Origin of the sequence: Sulfitobacter sp. (assembly GCF_036961165.1) — a bacterium.
In the GTDB taxonomy this organism is placed as follows: Bacteria; Pseudomonadota; Alphaproteobacteria; order Rhodobacterales; family Rhodobacteraceae; genus Sulfitobacter.
This window is the reverse complement of sequence record NZ_JBALVJ010000004.1, coordinates 20,937-43,117: the sequence shown is the minus strand read 5'-3', so window position 1 is coordinate 43,117 and position 22,181 is coordinate 20,937. Positions and strand designations below refer to the sequence as shown.

The window sequence follows — 22,181 nt, the reverse complement described above, 5'->3', positions numbered from 1 at the left end:
GACGAAAATCTGCGAAAGCCTCTCCGAAGTGTGAAACAGTCTCCAATTAATAGATCTACGCCTGACGTGAAGCGGCGGTGCCTAGACCCTCCCGCCTTAAAGAGAGGGCGAGCTTTGGTCGGTGCGAGGCTCAAAAATGGAGGTTCCGAGTGGCTTTGGGGGTGTCTTCGAATAGCGCAGGAACTCACTGTTTCCCTTTAGCTAATTGACTCAAAGCCCCTATTGCGCGCAGACTTACCTGATGGCAGCACTCTGCGCTGCGATATTTGTTGCTGCTTTGTGTTTTCTGTTTTCGGAGTTTCTACATTTAAGGGTGTGTTTTGCCCTGAACTATATTTTGCATTGGACCGATCTGCATGAAAGATTTTATTTTCGAAGCTGAGAATTCCGATAGCTCAAAACGTTCTGACACACGAAAGAAAACAAGCTTTTTAAGGGGGGTTTCGCACACTGCGATACTGTCCAAGCCGCGCAAGCTTCCTACAGCGCCAAAGCTGGATGTGGAAATACTTGAGCCGCGCATTCTGCTGTCTGCTGACCCTATCGTTTCTATGACAGGACTGGCGCAAATCGTTCTGGACGTCGACGGTGGCAATCTTGAAATACAGCAGATCGCGGATGACGGGACCAGCACGACTGATGTGCACCTGTTGGCCGACGTCACTTCAATCGCCATCAATGGCACGGTTGGTAATGATTCACTGGTGTTGGGCGATTTTGTCTTTCCTCCTATTCTTTTTGAAGGCGGCGGCGGTACTGACGATGTCACAGACATGGGAGCAGGTTTTGCGAATACCTGGATTATCGGAAATTCCGCGGCCCCGGCGCCAAGCCCGACATCATCTCTGGCATCGGGTGAAGTCTTTTTGCGCAATGTCGAAAGCTTTGAGGCCAGCTCCGGAGATCAGGTCGAACTGGCTGCGGGCGTAACCAGCCTTGGCAGTATGGCCGTCGACGCGGATAAAATTACGTCGATTGCCGGACCTGATCTGGCGCTGACAATCGCGCAGATTACAGACGCTATTCAAAACGGTTTTGACGCCTTTGGCGATGTGCTGGCCGACATGACCGACGCGGCCGAATTTGTGCAAGCCTTGCCATTTATTGGTGGTAGTACGCTTGTGGACCAAGCTGACGTCACGCTTGGGCAGGCCCTTGATTTCTACGAGTTGATTGACGCGACCCGCGCGAAAATCCTTGATGCTTTGCCGGGTTCGGACAGCAGCGCATCTGCGTTCGAGGCTGTGGTGAATGCGGTCGACTTTGCCGCTCAGTCGCTGGGACCTGCGGTATTGAGCCCGCTCATCGGGCAGGCGGGCATTGGACAGTTCAACGTTGATGTCATGGTCGTGCTTACAGACGGTACAATACTCACAGAAACTTTTGACGTTGATGTGTTGGGCGCAGATATCCAGACGCCTCCGTTCTCGCTCGACAGTGCGGTAGACCAGATTGTTGACGGTATTGCAGGCCAGTTGGCTGACGAAGCATTGTCTGAAATGGCGGATCGGATTTTCGTGACAGCTGCAGAAGGCAGGCTCGCGTTCCAGATCAAGCAGGATGACGTCCAATCTTTGAGCATCACGGCAGGCGCTGGTGATGTTGTTGCGGCGAACTTCGGATTCGGCAGCACACCCGAGCAAATCTTGCGCGATGCAATTGAACAGCGACTGGTTGGTTTGGGCGCGCTCAACCTTAGCCTTGCTGATGCCAATTTCAGCCTATCGGGCACAAACGATGTGATATTTGATTTTGTACTGTCTGCTGCGCGGCAGACAGGATTTTCTGTTGATCTAGGCGCACAGGCGGATGCTGTTGGCCTAGAGCTGGATGCCCAAGCACGGGCGCTGTTGGGTGTGGGCGCCGTTCTGGACGCATCTTTGATGGTTGGAGCCTCCGGCGTTGCAGGTGAGATTAACGGCTTTGGTGTTGGTCTCGCCGTTGAGCTTGACCTTGATACCAAAGCTCACATTGGCATCCTCAAAGGTACGATCACTGGTGAACTGGACGCGAATGCAGGCCTTGAGGCGACAGGGGGGCTGTCGTTCACTATCTCGGCTTCGGGTGCAACAATGGCCAGCTCGCTTGGTTTGGACGTGACGGGCGCCGATTATGACTTTTACAATGACACGATCGTCCTTGGCGGTAATGCGGGCTTGAGGGGCACATTGACGCTGGGTGCTGACGGCGGACTGTTGGGCGCTGCCGAGATGACGCTGGCATTCTCCAAAGCGGACTTGTTTGACGGATCCGCTCCTGAGGTCGTGCTGGGCGGCAGCTCTGCGGACTTCCTTGATTTCAACGATTTCTCTCCTGAAGATCTGATCGAAATGATGGCGGACTTCATCCTTTGGATGGAAGATGCAACCGACAGCACGTTGTTGTCAGATATTAAGCTGCCGTTCGTTTCAGGCGGTTTGGATAAGATCGCTGATTTGGGTGGGATGTTGTCCGACCTGATCCTGTTTGATCGTGGCGGTGATGGCGTGAAAGACGCTAACGACAAGCTGGTGACCGACCTCAATGATGCCTTAGGGCAAGCGGGGCTGGACCAGTTCATCGAGTTCCGTGGCGTAGTCACTGCGCTTGAACTGCACATCGTCGATGATACGGTGGCCTCTGTTCAATTTAGCAATACGCTTGGTGATCTTGTTGATCTTGCGCTGATCAGCGCGGGCACTCCGGGCTCATGGACGGTCAGCGATCTGACGGGTCAGCTTGCGACAGCCTTGTCCGCTGCAGTGACAGTCAATTTCAATACAGGCCGCACCCAGCTAAGCCGCGATATCGACGTCTCACTGGAAGATTTGAGCGATAACGTTGGGCTTGGGGATGATGCTGCCGGGCTTTTGGACCGGTTCAATGGTGCCAATTTCAACTCCGTTCAGGGGTTTTTCGACATTCTTACGGACAAGGGCATCCTGCCAGAAGGCTTTAGCTATGACATGGATGAGGATCAGCTGATCTTCGACCTTGATCTGTCGCGTAGCCTGTTTGCAACCGAACTTGAAACCGACTTTGATCTCAATCTGGGGGAACTGGCGAGCGTCAGCAGTGACAGCCGCATTGTTCTGACCGGACGGGGTGATTTGGAGATCGGGTTCGGCATTGACCTAACCACTGATTTCTCCGTCGATCCTGTTACCGGCGACGCGGGCAGTGTTCCGTCAAATACCGGTGATATGGATGGCGTGACGCTGTTGAGTGCGTTGAAAGTGCAGCCTAAATCCGAAGTTGCTGTGACCGGCACAACCGTGCCCCCAGCCACCGCAACGCTAAGCTTCTCGGTCGAGAACACGACCACTTCCACCAGTATGGTGGTGACGTTGCCAAATCAAAACTTGCAGGCCACAGCGTCTGACATCGCGACGGCAATTAATGCACAATTGGTAACTGGCAGCACGGGAATCACGGCATCTCTCGACGGAACTGGTAAGCTTGTATTCACTGCCGGTGCAGGCGTTGGGATTAAGATTAACGCAGGACCGACTGAGCCAGCGATTGCGGTTCTGGGTATTAATGACGGGCAGACAGGCACGCAGACGGTCACGGCCGCGCGCGCAGTAGCAAGAGGTATCGGCGTGTTCGCGACGGACGCCGTGATAACGCTGAACATCGACGGTGAAACCTATGACGTTGTGGTGAAAGCCGCGTCTACATTGTCTGTCGATGGCGGCAGCATCAAATCACTGAACCGGAACATTATTGACCTTGCATCCGACGTGAATGCGGCATTGTCGGAGGCGCGTGGCTCTGACTGGACAATGGAGGGTGACGATACCGTCGATCTGTCTGAGGTCATCGAGGCTGACTATCAAGGTAACCTGCTGGTCCTGACGCTAAAGTCCGACGCGGCGGGCTTTGACGTTGTGAATGCGGTTCCTGAACTGGGTCTTGTGGCCGGTCCGGCAAATACGGACGACCTGCTGATCCGCCTTGATAATGAGACCTTCTTTACGGTCGACCTGACCTCGGCTGTTAATCTGGGCGATGTACTGGGGCTGATTGAGGCCGCGGATAGTGCGGGCCACCTTCAAGCGGAAGTGACACCTGACGATCCGCTTACGGCAGAGGACGAGTCCGGAAAAAGCATCCGTATAACCTATAACAACGGCAGTGTTCTGCTGAAATCAATCGAGGCGACGAATGGGTCGTCTGCGGCGTCGCAGTTAGGCATTGTCGGCACAGACACGGCCGTAGCAATTGCCGGATCGACACCAGAGACACCTGACGGGATAATCACTGGTAGTGATATTGGCGGCGTACAACTTGCCGATCGTTTGTTCTTGCGTAGTGATGATCTGTCTGATGTCGGCAGCTTCACCTTCGCGGCAGAGGCGGGGCGGCTGCTAAATGATCTGATGGTATTCGGAACGGGCGGTGATGTGCTGTTCTCCGAAACGCTTGATCTAAGAGAGTATGCCGGAACCAGCATCCGTTTGACCGGGGTCGGCAATTTGACGGCTGGCACGTATGGGATCATGGGCGAGCCATTTGTTGATATAGATATCTATGGCGACGGTAGCAAAATTGTGCAGGGCGTGCGAATCGACGGCAGTGCTGGTGTTGCGGGGCAGGCGGGCGGTCAAGCTGTGCTTGAGACCGGCGTCGAAGCCCAGGCAAGTCTTGGGTTCATTGGCGTTAATCTGGCCGGTACAGCCAATTTTTCAGCAACTGCTTCATTAGGATTTAACACGTCTGTCGGGTCGCCTGCGGCGGATAATATCCTAACGCTGGGCGAAATAATTGAGACGTTCGGCAACGGTGAAAGCCCGTTAGCGATTCTTGCCTTGCCTGAGATCACCTTTGCTAAAGGTTTGGGCGGTGATCCCGATGCGACAAGCTATGGGGGCGCCGATCTGACCCTGTCTTTGCAGGACGGATCAGCGGGCTTTCAAGCGATGGCTGATGCGCTGCTCGGTGGCAACGCTTCCGTAGACATCGGGGTGGAAATCCTTGCCATTGGTGACCCGTTCTTGTGGGACCGTTTCGAAACCTTCGGCGGTATGACTGTGACTGGTGCTGACACCTTCACCGTCGGACAGAATCTAAGCGATATCTTGGCCGTGGGGGCTGATCTGCGTTTTGTTAATGCGGATGGCACCATCTTCGACGGGACAATTGCTTTTTTGAATAGTGGTCCAACTACGACTGTGACGCTCGAAAACCTGCGCGAAGTCAGCGCAGGTGCGCCAGAGACAATACTTAGCACAGCGACAATCGAGAATGTTGTGCTTTTGCCTTCTGTCTCCGTTGATCTGCCCGATGTCTCTGCCATTCTGGGCAATGGGATAGGTGAGTTCGGTCTTAACGAAATTCTGGATGCACTTATCCTTGTCGCGGACTTCCTGTCCCAGTTCGAAAGCTTTGGCTTCCTTGATGAAGATATCCCTGTTCTGGATAAATCACTGCGCGATGTCTTGGCGATGGCCGATGATTTGCGCGATTACATCAACGAATTGCGTGAAGATCCTGCGGGCTCGTTGCAGTTCCTCGAAGACGCGCTGAACGATGCAATCGGTCTTTCCTCCGCCTCGTTGGGTGAAGCATATACGCTTGCCACCGGCGAAGTGTCGGGCGCGCTTAATGCATTCAACATCGGCTTTGAAGAAACCGATGGCCGTGAGCTGCTGACGTTCAGCCTCAATCTTGGCACCGCCTTCAGCGAAACGATGAACGTTGGCTTCTCCGAGCTTGGTTTCGGCGATATCTTTGATGATCTGGGCATCGGCGGCGTTGTCGATTTCTCCGGTTCTGCCGGACTGAGAGCCGAAGGTGGCGTCTTTATGACGCTGGCATTCGGTGTTGATATGGAAGCAGTTCTTGATCCCGCGAATTCCGTGTCTGACGCGGTCTTTTTGCTGGACGAAACAGCCCTTGAGGCCACGCTGAGCGTGGGCGGTGAAAACCTTGCCTTCAACGCGGCCCTCGGCCCGCTTGCCTTGGCGATCCAAAGCACCGACACCGAGGTTGCGCGCGTGGAGATCAATGCCGGTGCAGAAGTTGCATGGGCTGATGCGTCGAGCGAAATTGTCTCTCTCGCTGATCTTGATCTGGGAACAGCTTTCAATATCGGGGGCAATCAAGGTGTTGATGGCGCTTACGGCACAGTTGAAGGCGTGTTGCCGATCTTCTTCCCCAATGATGCTAACTACATCGGATCAATCCTTGTCGGAGAGGCGATCACGACTGATTCAACAGGCGCAGCGGTAGGCTCACAAGGCAACCTTGCCAACATTGCCTCTTTGAGAGTTGCCACCACTGACGCGGAACTCGACGGTTTTGTTGAGGGCGACCATGTTGTCATCGACGTCCGTGATCTTGTTTCCTACCTCGAAAACTTCGATTTCTCGCGTCTGTCGATCTTCGATAATATCCGCCTTGCGGTTGACGGCTTTGACGGATTCCTGGGGCTGTTGGGCGACAATCTGTTCGGTGCACTGGCCGATTTGAACCTACCGTTGGTCGGCTCTTCCTTCGCCGATGCATCTGACTTCATTGGAGATTTCCGTGACAACTTTATCGGGGATTTCCGTAACGCGGTTGACACGATTGAGGATGCGGCAGCTGACTTTACCGATGCTGACCTCAACGTAATCTCGAACCTGCTATTTGATCTACTGGGGCCAGACGGCCTTGACCTGCTGCTTGCGCTAGAGGGGGCTGACCTCACTGAGCAGACTGCGGGTGACTATATTTATCTCGATGGTGAGGCGCTGCGTCAGGTGCTCTTTGAAGGGGCCGATATCAGCTCTGCCGACATTTTCTGGGATTTCACGCTAGGCGCCCAGCTGTTGCCTGATGATCTGAGCAACATTGATCTTGGCTTTGATATTGGCATTCCTGGTCTTGGGCTGAAGTCCGAAGCAGAGATGGATCTGACCATCGACTGGGCTTTGAACCTTGGTTTTGGTCTGTCGACCAAAGAAGGTTTCTACCTTGATGTCGAGAATGCGCTGGATGCCGAAGGGAATGAGGTTCGTGAGCTGGAATTCACAGCAACCGCGACGCCACGCGGCTCAATCACTGGTGAGCTGGGCTTCCTTGGCCTAAGCGGCGAAACATCTGCGGGCCGTGATATTGATAGCGACGGGATCAACGAAACCACAGAGCTGACCGCAGTCGTGTCGATCGACGTGACTGATGACGTTCAAAGCGGAGACGGCGACAACAGAAATCATCTGGCACTGTCCGAATTCGGAGAGATCGGCCTTGTTCTGGGGCTGGAAGTAGAAGCCGCTGCAGTGCTTGATCTTACCCTTGGCATTGCGCCAAGCCTGACTGGCGGCAACAGCAGCTCCGGTTTCCCGTCAATAATGGCTGACTTCGACTTCCTGTGGGGCTTCGAGAATGACTTTGTCCTGATCGGCAGCGCCGAATCTGATGACCTTGGATCATCTTTGGCCGAGGGAATGCAGTATCTTGCCTTCAACAATGTCGAGCTGGATTTGGGTGAGTATATCACCGAAGTGCTTGGTCCAATTGTTGAAAAAGTCGCCGAAGTGACCTCGCCCCTTCAGCCGTTGATTGATGTCTTGACGGCGCCAATTCCGCTGATTGATGTGTTCGGTGTGAACCTTACGATGCTCGACATTGCGGCAACTTCCGGCAAGGTCGACCCCGGCATGATCAAAGCCCTTGCTGAGGTGATTACTCTTGTAAACACCGTCGCCGAATTGGCATCGAGCAACATGAACCTAGTCATTCCGATCGGTGACTTTGTTATTTTCGATAACATTGATGGCACCAGCGAAGAGACAAATCCGTTCGAAAACGGGTTCTCGGGCAATGATGTTTATCAGGAGCGTAAAGCTGGCGGCACATTGACAACCAATGATGTGAATGCCGAAATTGAAAACAAGACTACGTCAGGAAATGCAGACAGCAAGAAGGGTGCGCGGACCATGAAGGGTCTGCTGCAGGCCAATGGTGCGTTTGCGTTCCCGATCCTGTCCGACCCAAGCCAGATTTTTGGCCTGCTGATGGGCGATGAAGCCACGCTGGTCACCTATGATCTGGCGCCACTGGTCGCAGATTTTGAAAAGAGCTTCTTCTTCTCGATTTTCGGTCCTCTTGGGGTCTCTCTCAACCTTGGTATTGAATTCGTTGCAGATTTCGCCTTTGGATACGACACGACAGGTATCTCAGCCTTTATTGATGGCGATTATCGTAACCCGCTGTTGCTGCTTGACGGTCTGTACGTATCGGATCGTGAGAACGCGGATGGTACCGGTGCCGATGTACCAGAACTGACGTTCCTTGGCGGTATCACGGCGGCGGCAGAACTGAACCTTGGGGTGGCACGCGCCGGCGTTGCGGGCGGCTTGTTCATCGAGATTCTCTTTGATCTGTTTGACCCTGACAACGACGGCAAGGTGCGGATCAACGAGTTGGTCTCCAATTTTGTGAACCAGACGCGTGCCCCAGATACAGCGGACCAGTTGCTAGCACCGCTTGCTATCTTTGATGTGACAGGTGAGATTTTTGCGCGTCTGTTTGCCTTCCTCAAGATTGATCTGGTTCTGTTCGAGATTGATAAAGAATGGGATCTGGTCGATCCGATCACACTGGCGACCTTCGAGATTGATTTCTTCCGTCCGCCGATCGTCGCATCGGAAGCGGCTAACGGTGATCTGATCATCAACACCGGCCAGTTCGCTGCACAGCGTCTGCTGGGTGATGCTACCGATGGCGATGAGACAGTTACTGTTCGGAAAGTGCCGAATTCCGGAGCCACCGGTGATTTCTATGACGTAGAGGTCTTCACAACTCCCGGAGGCTTTGGCGAAGACAGCCCCGATACAAACAATAGATTCACCTATCAGGTGCGCAAGGGTCAGACTATCGTCGTGGATGGCGGTAACGGGAACGATACCATTATCCTGGATGGCTGGAATGGCAACGAAGTGCATTTCGACATTCGCGGTGGCGCGGGTAATGACAGCATCAGCTTTATCAACAATACAACGCCCTCCGGTGTTTCCGCAAAGTTCAACCTGCTGGATGGCGGCGCCGGAAGCGACACCATCATAGGTTCGAGTGGCAATGATCTGGTGATTGGTGGCGCAGGGGATGACGAAGTCTCCGGCGGCGGTGGTGATGACCTTGTGCTTGGCGATCAGGCCAGCATTCTGGAAAACGTTGTCTCTTCTAAAGCAACAGCAACAGACGGGCGCGACACGGTCAGTGGCGGCGCAGGAGAAGATATTCTCATTGGTGGCGGCAACAGTGACACGCTTGACGGCGGTACGGGCCACGACCTGCTGCTAGGTGACGGCGGCACAGTAAGTTTTGTCAGCACGGGGATCAAAATCCTGTCAAACGTGCGCGCGCTGCACAATGGCGGCGTGACGGATGTAGACGGGGCAGGCGCGGCAGATGACATCACCGGGGGTGATGGACATGACGTGATCTTTGCCGCTGATGGCAACGATATGGTGCGTGGCAACGCGGACAAAGACATTATCTTTGGCGGTAGCGGCTTTGATACAATCGAGGGCGGCGAAGGCAACAACCTGATCTTCGGCGATAGCGGGCGGATTCTGTCTTCCTTGCTGACGGTCTCATCGGATAGCTTTGTGGCCAACCTTTCTGCTCTGACGGATGCCAGCAATGTGAATGTGCTGCTAGAGCGGCTAGCCATCGGTCCTGACGGGGCCGGTGACGTGATCACTGCGGGCAGCTCTAAAGACATCATTATCGCGGGCATGGGCAATGACGATGTGACTGCCGGCGCCGGTGATGATCTGGTGCTGGGCGAAGGCGGTAGCGACACGCTGCGCGGCGGTGCAGGTATGGATGATCTGCGCGGTGGCGGTCAGGGTGATGTCCTTGAAGGTGGCGACCATAATGACATTCTGGACGGCGGCACGGGCGCAGACACAGTTGACGGCGGCGGCGGCGATGATCTGATCATGGCGACCAAAGGTTCTGATGATCTGAACGGCGGGCAGGGTAGTGATACCTACCGCATTAACCTGTCTGGCGGCACGACAGACAGCCGCATTACCATTGTGGATGCTGGGGACTCCGGCGATGTCGACCTTCTTGAGGTCAACGGCACGGACAACGCAGACCGTTTCTTGGTGCGTTCGGATGCCTCAGGGGCAAATGCGTTTATCGCAGGCCTCAATGGTGATTTCTATGTGGAACGGGTCAACTATGGCGCGACCCTTGAGCGGTTGATCGTCAACGGCCACGGCGGTGATGATATCTTTGCCGTCGATGACACCGCAGCCGAAATGACCCTGAACGGCGGAGCGGGTGCTGACCAGTTCCAGGTTGGTCAATTGTTCCGTACCGCGCGCAATGTGAATGCCGAAAACGGCGGCATCGATACCGGCATCAATGCCGATGACTTCTTCCTCTCGATCGAGACGACACGTGGTTGGCTGTCAAACGGTATCAGTTTCCAGATGACGGTAAATGGTGGCATCGGAGATGATATCTTTGTTGTTTATCATAACCTTGCGGTGTTGCAGCTTAATGGGGAATCCGGCGATGACCTGTTCGAAGTACGCGCCTTTGCTCTTATTGGGTCGTCCGAACCACAGCGTGAACGTACCGATCTGACAGGTGGCGTGGGCGCTGATACCGTCCGTTATGCCGTGAACGCACCGCTCAACATCAATGGTGGTGACGGCTATGACACATTGGTTGTTATCGGGACCGAATTCGGGGACGATTTTGTCATAACAGACGAAGGTGTCTTCGGGGCCGGTCTGAACGTGAGCTTTGTGAACATCGAGAGCCTGCGTGTAGACGGTGGCGAAGGCGATGACCGCTTCTTCCTGCAATCCACCAAGAGCACTGTCTTTACCGAATTGTTCGGTGGGTTGGGCAGCGATACCTTCAACGTCAGCGGGCCAACGCCGCCTGTGGTGTCCAATGACCTTCGGGGGCATTCGGGCATCATTACCCACGACATGACGTCCACGGATGCACGGTATGACGGTCAAAAGGTATTCGGCGTATCGGCGAATGTTGCAGATAATGATCAAGCTTTCGCCGTGATCACACAGACCCAAGGCAGCACCATCATCGATGAGGGTGACGTACTGGGTGATGTCTATTCCGTTGTGCTGACGCGTGCTCCGACACGTGATGTGCAGGTCATCGTGGGCGCGCCATTGCCGTCACCGGACGGACGCGATCAAAGTAAATATGCTTTCCGGGTTCAAAGCACCGCAAGCGGTGCAGTGGTCAAAGGTGACGGATCGGCCGTAACGCTGACCTTTACGGCTGCAAACTGGAACGTCGCGCAGAACGTAGCTGTCATTGCTGACGGCATCCGGTCCGAGACACCGGGCAGCCTGTTCACCCGTGGCGACCTCGACGGTCAAAGCAATCAGCCCGTGATGTTCAACTATGATGACGCGGCATTTGAAGGCCAGACGAATGGCGTCGTGACCCATCTGTTCAAGTCAGGTGTCGATATTGTCGTCGATCGCGCACAAAATCGGGTGTCGACAGCAGACACGATGGTCGTGACCACCAGCGCGCTTTTGGGGCAGACAGCCGATGATCTGCTGGGCCGGACCGTGACCATATCTTCCGGTCCCGGTTTCGGGCAGAGCCGCTTTATCACAAGCGTTTCCGTGGGCGGCACGCAGACAACACTTGGATTTGGCAGCGCATGGGACGCCGATGATGCTCCCAGTGCTTTCGAGTCAGGCTTTGTCTTGCGCGTGTCGGATGCGATCACCGGTTTGATCGATACGGTGACCGAGACGAAATCGGATGAGGTCTTTGATGACCGCTCCACCCTTACGGCGCAAACGGCTTCGGGCGCTTTGGTCGACTTTGGCGATGATGGCAGCATGATTGGCCGTAAGATCAAGATCGTGGGCGGAACCGGCGCAGGCCAAGAGCTTTTGATCCTTGGCAACACCGCAACCGAACTGACCCTGAATGGTCTTTGGGCGGTCGATCCGGCAGCAGATTCCGTCTTTAGCATTGGCCTGTATGACGGCCTTCAGACCCGAAGCGTCGAAGTCACAATCAATGACAATGATGAACCCGGTTTGATCGTGGATCAAAACATCGCGCTGGATGGCGCGGGCAATGTGATCGCTGATGATGATACGCTGACTGCAATCATTGAAGGCTCAGACGGTGACCAAGAGGGTGAGCGGGACGTATTGCGTCTGCGCCTCAACCAAGCGCTCGTTGCGGGCGAGACGATGACGTTGACGTTTGATTATGACACGTCACAAATCCACCTTGTCGAAGTCGGCGCGGCAATTGGTGCAGCGCCTCTGATGTCGGTAGATTTCACCAGCGGCAATGCAACGACGGGAATTCTGGTCGAAGTGCGCGCTGTCGACGACACGGCGCGTGAGGGAGCCCATTCAGAGCAAATCAAATTTGGCTTTCAGCCGGACTTTGTCCGGACGTCCTCGTCTTCCGAAACCTTGGCGCTTGATATCCCGGGCAGTGCGCCGATCACGTCATTTGGTTTGACGCAGGTGCCGACGTCTATCACTAGCTTTACGATTGATAATGTTGTGCAGGTTGAAGGCGTTGATTATGAGATTGTTGAGGCCTCTGAGACGGAGCTGACATCTACGATCCTGTTTATTGATGCGGCAGGGCAGCCGACCGAACGGTCCGGGAAGATTTCTGTCAGCTACACCTTCGACATCCCCACCTTTGCAGAAGCGTTTGCGCAAAGCGTTCTGGTAACCATCTCTGATGATGATGCACCGACGATGTTGCTGCGCGAAACGGGTGGCTCAACCGATGTGATCGAAGGCGGTCCCGGTGATACATACGAGTTGGTCCTGACAGGCCAGCCAAGTGGCGATGTAACGGTAGATTTGACCGCGATCGTCACCAAGTCGACGCTGACAGGCGGAATCCGTCACGATCTGGTGCAACTCCAGATCACGGGCATCACGCAAGGTGGCGACACGGTGGTGATCACCGAAGTGCCCGCACTGGATGCGAGCGGGAACCAAGTATTTGATTCAAACGGCACGCTGGTGACCAAGGTCATGGCGACCTTTACAGCCGATAACTGGGACGTCCCGATGGTGATCTCGGTGGCGGCGGTTGACGATGCTGAGGTTGATGGTGGCGATACCAAGGTGTTCGCACCGGGTCCGGCCACACTTGCCGGTATTCTTGGACCGGTCTTCCTTGATGGGGCCGGTGGCAGCGGTTCTTTGGACGGATTGAGCGAGCCATTGCGTTTGCCGGGTGAATTAAACGCCAAGCCACCCATTGGTACGGCGCTTGCGATCAACAATACGCCGGGCAATGCCCAGATCACCGTCAGTCGTGCAGACTTGATCGGTTTGGTTCTGGACAATCTGCGTTTGCGTATCTCTGCTGATGACAACGCCACGGCATTCCCTCTGGCTTCGAATGAAGAAATTGCTGCAATCGTTGGCAAAACAGTCGAGATCGTCTCGGCGCCGAACGCACCGTCAGCAACGGACGCGTTCCGCCTGATTATTGCGGCAACGATTGATACCAAAGGCACGGCTGATCTGGCCGACGATGAGGTGACCTTTACGCTCAATGAGGCCTACACTGATGAGAACGGTGTGGTGATCGAAACGCTGACGGGGCAGATCGGATACGCGCTGACCTCCGAGAGCCTGAACTTCTTTGTCACGGAAAGTGCTTCCGTTGATGTGATGTTCGTCAATGATGATGACAGCCCTGCAGACAGCAGCGGTGTGTTGACTGCTAACCGCTTGTTCGGCCTGAACATGGGCCCCAATACCGTGATTGGCGAACGCGAGCGGGCAGGCGGCATCACCTTTGGCAATCTCGAGGTGATCGATATCACGCTTGGCGCGGGATATAACGATTTCGAAATCAAAGGCACACCAACCCGTGAGGATGGTGGCGGCGTTTGGACCATTATCCGCACCGGCGATGAGATTGCAGACCCGAACCAGCCTGGCGTGCGCATCGGCGACACCGTCACAGCGGACATTCACAAAACAGAGCGAGTTCTGGCAGCGGGCTCGTCCGCGATCCTTGTGAATGCCAAGGATGCCCCGGACTTCCGCACAACACTGACCGTTGACGGGAACTTTGACGCTGATGCCTACCTTGGCCAGAAAGTCCGTATTTTCAATGAGAACGGCGTGCAGTTGGCTGAACGCTGGATCATCAGCAATGACGCCAACTCACTGATCCTCGATAATCCGCTCGACGAATTCGAAGGGGGTGCGACGTGGGAAATCTTTGATCCGGCAGATGGTAACCTGTCGGTTGATCTGCAAGGCGGCGATGATCGCTTTGATGCCCAAAGCTCCAGCATGGATGTGGTTGTCTTTGGTGGTGCGGGCAAAGACACGATCCTGACAGGCAGTGGCGCTGATATTGTCTTCGGTGATGTAGGCCGTGTCGACTATCGCGGAATCCCGAATGCAAACGGGGTCAGCGCGATTGTCACCCGCCTAGGCCAGACGCCTGATGTTATTGGCGGGCTCGCCGTAGGTCCTTTTGGCGCGGGTATCCTAAATACGAACCAAACGCTGCCGCTGCCCGATCTGGCAAGTGGTCTGCAGGGGGATCCTTTCGCTACAGGTGATACAGGGCTGATCGGCCTTTATGTTGATATTAATAACGGCACCGGATTCTTGCAGGAGCCGCGCCTGATTGAGGGCAACACCGTCAATGGAATGACCATTTCGCCAAACTTCTCGACTGGCCTTGATCTGACATCAGGCCTGCGGATTTCCACACTGCCCGAAGATCAAACAGACATGGTCAATTGGGGTGCGGGCTTGATCCTTGCGATCGCGAATGCGGGCGGGGATGACGACGTTATTTCGACAGGCGCAGGCGACGATGTTGCCATCGGTGGTGAGGCAAATGACGATATCACCGCAGGTGTCGAAGACGCCGACGTGCTGAGCGATGATGATATCGTATTTGGTGACCTTGGCCGGATTACCTACGACTTTGGTGCAAATCCGAACCTGACGCCCGAGATTAGCGAAACGGTCAATACATTCGTGTCACGTCTGCACTCTATCGAGTTGGCGACAGGCGGCGATGACACTCTGCGCGGTAATGCGGGCAGTGATATGCTGATCGGCGGCGCTGGCAGCGATGTTGTATACGGCGATGCTGACGGAGCCGGCGCCGAGGGGCGTGATGGTTCTGACTTGATCTTTGGCGATGTCGGGTATGCGCATCTGCTTCACGGTGTTCTGCAGTTTGCTGAGACCTACAGCACAGCGGGTGCCGCAGATGAGATCTTTGGCAATGCAGCGGGTGATCTGATCTTTGGTGGTCTGGGTGGCGACCTGATCCGCGGCGATGCAGTTGTGGCTGATCTGGGCACGGTTGATGGCGATGACGTGATCCTTGGCGATCACGGGCGCATAGACATGACGCTTGATGATCTGGCGGCACCGACCGTATCGATCCTTTCCGAAGTTGCCAGCGCAGGCGATCTTGTGGGCGGCGCGGATACGATCTCGGCTGATGCGGGTTCCGACATTGTGATCGGCGGGTTCGGCGGTGACATGATCGATGGGGATGACCTTGAAGGTCATGCAGGTACCAGTGACGGCGGTGATATTCTGCTGGGGGACAATGGCCAAATCCTCTTTGACACCACTACAGCACAGTCGCGGCTTTCGACGATGAAAAGCACCGACACAAGTGCCGCGACTGGCGGGGACGACCTGATCCGTGGCCGCGCAGGCGCTGACCGGATCATCGGTGGTATCGGCGCAGATACCATCCACGGTGACGCAGGAAGCGCGGATATTGCCGCAGGTGACGGTCTAATTGACGGCGCTGACTACATCCTTGGCGACAACGGAGAAATGCAGTGGGCGTCTGAAGCCACTCCTGATTACACCACGCTTGATCTTGTACTGAGTGCGCAAGACGGGCTTGGCGGAGCGGACATTATCTCTGGTAACGCGGGCGGCGATCTGATCCTTGGCGGGTACGGCGCGGACGAATTGTCTGGCAACAGCGCCACAAATGGTGATTCAGAGCTGGACGGCGCGGATGTCATCTTGGGTGACAACGGTGAAATCCTGCTGACAAACGGGACGTTTGCACAAATCCGGACCACAGACCGGACGGATATCTTTTCGTCCAATGACACCATCACAGGTGCCTCAGGCGGAGATATCCTGTTAGGTGGACTGGGTCAGGACGAGATTCACGGCGATCACTTCACCGGATTGCGCAGCGCCAATGATGGCAACGACAGCATTCTTGGCGACAATGGCCAGCTGATCTGGGATGCGGATGACGACCTTTCCGATCTGGACGTGATGACCAGCCAGCCACAAGAAGGCATTGAAGAGACAAACAGGCAGGGTGATGACGATTTCATCACCGGTGATCGCGGCGCTGACCTGATCATCGCTGGCTACGGCGATGACACCGTACACGGCAATGACGCTGGCAACCTTGATGCCGAAGTTGATGGCGATGATGTGGTGCTTGGTGACAATGGTGAAATCCGCATGGACGGTGGCTTGTTCACCGAAATTCGGACCACCGACAATACCGAAAGCTTTGCAGCGACCGTGGGCGCCGCTGACTTGATCACCAGTTCTTCGGGATCGGATATCGTGCTGGGTGGTTTGGGTGACGATACAATCCACGGCGATCATGCTGATAGCCTAACATCGACGCATGATGCCAAAGATATTGTTCTGGGTGACAACGGCGAGGTGATCTTCAACGATAACTTCGCAGGAACGGCGATTGACGCGCAGGGTGCTGCACCAAGTGGTGTCAATCTGACGACACTCGATGTGATCCGGACGCTCAACACACAACAGGGCGGCAATGACCTGATTACAACGTCGCTGGGTGATGATCTGGTTCTTGGCGGGCTCGGCAATGATCGCATTTTGGCGGGTGCGCAAAACGATATCGTGCTGGGTGACTTTGGCCGTATCGAGATGCTTGATAATGTGGTTCGCCACGTGTCGATCACTGACAACACCCAAGGCGGTAACGATACGATCTTTGGTGACGCAGATGAGGATGTACTGATCGGCGGCGCTGGTGCAGATGTAATCGACGGCGACAGCCATCGTGATCTGATCTTTGGCGATAATGTGAGCCTTGACCGCATTGCTGACGCGTTGTTTGACGATGTTACCGACCCACGGTTTGTTCAGCTCACGGGTACGCAAATCTATGGTAACGGAATCGGAACGGGCGCCGAGGGCGATGTTCTTGTCGATCATACGCCACTTGCCAAAACCGAAGATGCGGCGGTCTGGGAAAACTTCGAGATTGATCTGCTGGACCACACCACAGCGGTAGAGGGCGATGCGCAGAACCGCTTTGGTGCGGATTACATCGCCGGCGGTGGTGATGATGATGTGATCTTTGCCCAGCTTGGGGATGACATGGTTCAGGGTGACGGCTCTATCGACGGGCTTGACCGAACCGGCGAAGGCGTCTTTGCGATGCGCGATGCTAATGGGGCGTTGACCATGCGCGCTTCATTCGAGCTGAGCACAGGTGTCAAATCAGCCGAGGACGGTGATGACTACATCGAAGGCAACGGCGGCAATGATCTTATCTTCGGTAACCTTGGCCAGGACGATATCCTTGGTGATAACTCCGATCTCTATAGCCTTGATACGCTGGATGAACGCACGCCGACCGGGTCAGATATCCTGTTTGGTGGCGCGGGTACGCGGATTGCACGCAACCATTACGTCGAAGACCTTGGTGCGGCGGATGTCGGTACTGCGGATATTACGATTGAAGAACGCCACGCCCGCGATGCCGATATGATACTTGGCGACAATGGCCGCATCTTCCGTCTGGTTGCAGACGGCGGAGTTGATGCCAACAGCAGCTATTTGTCCTTCACGTATGATGTGTTGGGCGACAATGCGGACGAGCATTACGCTGCACATGGCCGCGGAGCTGAGCGCATTGTTGTGCGCGCTGCCGAGATGATCGACTATACCCTCGGTGGTTCAGACGTCGACGCGGCCCCGGCTGCAGGTGATCTGGGGCAGGGCGATGAGATCCACGGCGAGAGCGGTGACGACTCGCTTTACGGTCTGGTTGGCGATGACACGCTTTATGGCGATAGCGAAGATGACGATATCATCGGTGGCTATGGACATGACTGGATGTCGGGCGGTACGGGACAGGATGGCATGATTGGCGGCGATGGCCGCGTGTGGACGTCCAAGAACACTTCCGACAGCAGCCTTTCTGAGGCACTCTACGGCATCGCGGCGGTGAGCACGAACGAGCTGATTGCCACCAATGGAGATATGCATCTGGCCGTTATCCATGTGGACAATGCGCTGAAGAAAACCGTTGATCTGACGCCCTTCTCCTCGGATGATTTTGCAGATCCGATTGCCTATGTAGCGGATAGCTCGACCGGCGATAATGATATCATCTTTGGCGGTCTTGGTTCGGATTGGCTGCATGGCGGATACGGTTCTGACGCCATATCGGGCGCCGAGGCAATGCCGGGCGATGTTAGCTACACCCTTGATGGTGTGACTTACAGCTACACCCTGCTGCCGTTCAGCTATGACAATCCGGGCAACCCTGGCAATATCCTCAACTGGGGTGGTGCGGATGGACGGCCAACTGAATTTTCCGCCTATGATGAAAACAGCCCGCGGCCATTGATTTTTGTCGATCCGACAAATGGATATGTCTTTGCTGATCCGGCAACCAATCCCAACGCAGTGCCCTTCTTGCTCAACTTTGATGCGCTGGACGGCACCGGTACAGACGCGACCGATCAAGTTGACGGGCTGGCGTCGGACGGCGATGACCGCATCTTTGGTGATCTGGGCCATGACTGGTTGGTTGGTGGCACTGGGCGTGATCATGTCTTTGGCGGTTTCGGTGACGACATGCTGGACATCGACGATGACCGGTCAACCAACGATGGCTTGAATGATGAGCCAGACGCCTTTGACAGCTATGCCGACATTTCCTTTGGTGGCGGTGGGCGTGACATCTTGCTTGCCAATACTGGCGGCGACCGGATGATCGACTGGAATGGTGAGTTTAATAGCTATCTTGTGCCATTCTCACCCTTCGGTGCAGGCACAATTGTTCGTGCAGGTAACCCTTCGACGGTGGCCTTCCTGTATGATCTTTCCGAAGCGGATGGCGCAGATCCGACGCGCATTGCTGACGGTGGTGACGTATCGCGCAACGGTGAGCCTTATGGTGAAATTGGACTGGTCAAGCAACAAGACCCCCATGCGGGCGATCAGCGCGGTGGCCCTGCTGACCCTCAACCGGGAAATTCCAAAGGCTCGAAGGACACCCGCGCGGCTGGTGACACAATGCTGGACGATGGCACCGCCGGGGGCGGTGCTCCTGATGCGGGCAACGGCAACAACGGCAATGGCAATGGTAACAACGGTAACGGCGGGCCAACTTCTACAATCGAGCAGGTCGTTGAGCCGAGCTCGACCCTGTCGATGCTGTCAGAGCAATCTGTCGAAAGCCTGATCGTCTCGGGGCTGTCTCCGATGGGGGATAGCAGCCAGATCGGCGGCTTTGATCTGTCCCAGCCGCTCAATCCGGTGACGCCAGCTCAGGATGCAGCCAACACTCCTGCACCGCCGAACACAAATGATGTGCTCGTTTATGATGCACGGGTAGACGGAATGCTGACGCCTGACGAGGTCCTGCTACTGGATGCTGCGGATGCAGCAGCTGCCGATGCAGGGACTGGCAAAGGTAATGGCAAGAAGAACAAGGCCTTCAAGTGGGCTGCGCAATAATGCGTCACGTCTACGATTTGGATAATTGACGAAGAACGAGATAGCTTTCTTGGAAAAGGCCTATTTTTCTTGCGCTTGAGAGGCTGTTGCGACAGTCTGGCCGGATAGAAGCTGGATAAAAATTAAAGGTATTAAACTCTTATGACCACTAAGAAAACGACGAATAAAGCCGATGAAGCATCTGCTACTCCTTCTGAAATTGGCGCGCCCGCAGCCCCTGTTGTAAACTGGGACGACAGCCAGATGCGCACCACTTACGCAAACGTGGTCAACGCCTCTTCCACTCGTGAAGAAGTCACGCTGTTCTTTGGCTCCAACCAAACGTGGAACCCTTCAGCGAGCAAGGAATTTGATGTCCGGCTGGAAGAGCGGATTATCCTCAATCCCCACGCTGCCAAACGTCTGTTTGTCCTGATGGGTGCAGTTCTGTCACAATACGAGAACCGGTTTGGTGAAATCAAACTTGATGGTCTGGCCGCAGCAGCTGCCGCCGGTGCACAAAAGGCCAAAGGCGGAGACGCCTGAGCGGCTGGTCAAAAGTGATTTGCCGCTTTGCGGGAATGAATTATGAATAGACATCCTTCTGACGGGTCCAGTGCATCAGAGCTTTCAGGCAAGAGTGATGCCACGGGTGGGCACGACGATGACAAAGTCTCGATCATGGATAATGCGCTGTGGTCGAGATTCTCTGACGATCTTGATCTCGATGATTTTGCGCGGCTTTGGCTTGCGCTGACTGTTCGGATGTTGGGGCCGTGTGAAGGCGGCGCTGTGGTGCTAGAGATGCCCAATGGGCTGGTGCCTGTGGCCCTCTGGCCGCAAGGGGTCAGCCCGGGCCATGCTATGATGGCGGCTGTTGAAACATCGCTTCATGAAGAGCGCGGGGTTGTGCAGTCAGGTCGATGCTTCTCACAGCCTTTGATGGTTGATGGTGAGCCGCTCGGGTCCATCTGTTTGGAGTTTCAGTCACCGCCAGATGACGCTGCTGAGATGCTTCATAAAATGCGCTGGGCAAGTGGCTGGCTCATAGCTGCTTTGCGGCGCGATCTGTCTTTGGCAGAACACCGCGACCGCGCAAAAGTATCGTTGGTGCTGGATACCATTGGCGCGGTGTTGGAGGCGAATTCGTCCCGATCCGCGATGTTGGCGGCCTGCAACCTTTTGGCACGTGAACTTGACTGTGCGCATGTTGGGATTGGCCGCGCGTCACCGCGTCGGCGGATGAAGGTAACGGCTCTGTCCGATGTCTCGGACCAGCCCCGTGAGACGACACATGCACAGGCCATCGCGCTGGCGATGTCAGAGGCATTTTATCAAGAAGGGTCCGTCCTATACCCACCGCGCGACAGCCATGATTTTATGGTCGCACAGCATCACGCCTCATTGTTGCGCGAGTCCGGTGCAGGGGAGCTATTGTCCGTCGCTCTTTTTTCCAGCTCAGGTGGTCCCGCAATCGGCGCGCTGCATTTGGCTAAACGTGCGAATGAAACCTTTTCCGAAGAAGAGCTTATGGTCGCCGAAGGGGTAGGCGCTGCGCTGGGTGCATTGATCGACGAGCGCGAGCAGGGAGAGCGCGGCGTGCTGCGCGTATTCTTGCAAGACAGCCGTCAGGCGCTTGGCCGCTTGCTTGGGCCTGGGTATCTGGGACGGAAGTTGGCGGTGCTGGTTCTTGCCGGGATGGTCGCCTTTTTCTGGTTTGCGAAAGCTGATTTTCGTGTGGTCGCCCAGTCTGAAATACAGGGCGAGATCGTGCGAACGATGGTGGCTCCTTTTGACGGCCACATCGCCGAACAATTTGCCCGCGCAGGTGATGTCGTGAAACAAGACATGCCGCTACTTGGGTTGGATGAGCGTGATTTGCAGATCGAACTAACCCGTTGGTTGACGGACGTCGGCCGGTATCAGGGCGAATACGATCAAGCGTTGGCAGGCCGCGTTGCCGCAACTGCGCGCATCGCTTCGGCAAATATTGAACAAGCGCGCGCCAAGGCCGATCTGACGCAGCGCCAGCTGGACCGTGCGGTGTTACGCGCCCCCTTTGATGCGGTCGTCATTGAGGGCGATCACAGTCAGTCCCTCGGGGCGGCAGTAAGACTGGGCCAACAGTTGTTCCGGCTGGCTCCTTTGGACAGCTACCGTGTCGCACTTGAGGTGGAGGAACGAGACCTTGACCAAGTGCGCATCGGCCAAACTGGCACCCTTGTTCTAGCTCCTCTGCCGGATCGGCAGTTTGCATTCAAACTCACCCAGATCACCCCACGCATGAATGCCGAAGGTGGGCGCAACTATGCCATCGTCGAAGCGCAGTTGACTGAGAATTCGGCTGATTTGCGCCCCGGCATGCGTGGCATCGGCAAAGTACAGATCGAAGAGCGCCTGTTGATCGATGTCTGGACCCGGCCAATCATCGACTGGGCGCGTCTCGCACTTTGGCGCTGGACGGGTTGAGCC

Annotated in this window: 3 protein-coding genes; all 3 read left to right on the top strand. The window is 55.5% G+C overall.

The genetic code is table 11. The features are described from left to right. Positions 1–356 precede the first annotated feature (356 nt). The 3 genes from V7730_RS03575 (at position 357) to V7730_RS03565 (ending at position 22,178) form a co-directional block, all read left to right on the top strand. Positions 357–19,730 carry a calcium-binding protein gene (locus V7730_RS03575; protein WP_335746220.1) on the top strand — a complete coding sequence of 6,458 codons (19,374 nt, stop codon included), beginning with the start codon at positions 357–359 and terminating at the stop codon, positions 19,728–19,730. 141 nt (positions 19,731–19,871) lie between these two features. After that, complete coding sequence (locus V7730_RS03570; protein WP_335746219.1) at positions 19,872–20,255, top strand: DUF3467 domain-containing protein; 384 nt, start codon at positions 19,872–19,874, stop codon at positions 20,253–20,255. Positions 20,256–20,297: 42 nt separating this feature from the next. After that, positions 20,298–22,178, top strand: coding sequence for an HlyD family efflux transporter periplasmic adaptor subunit (locus tag V7730_RS03565; RefSeq protein ID WP_335746218.1), 1,881 nt, complete (start codon positions 20,298–20,300; stop codon positions 22,176–22,178). Positions 22,179–22,181: the final 3 nt, after the last annotated feature.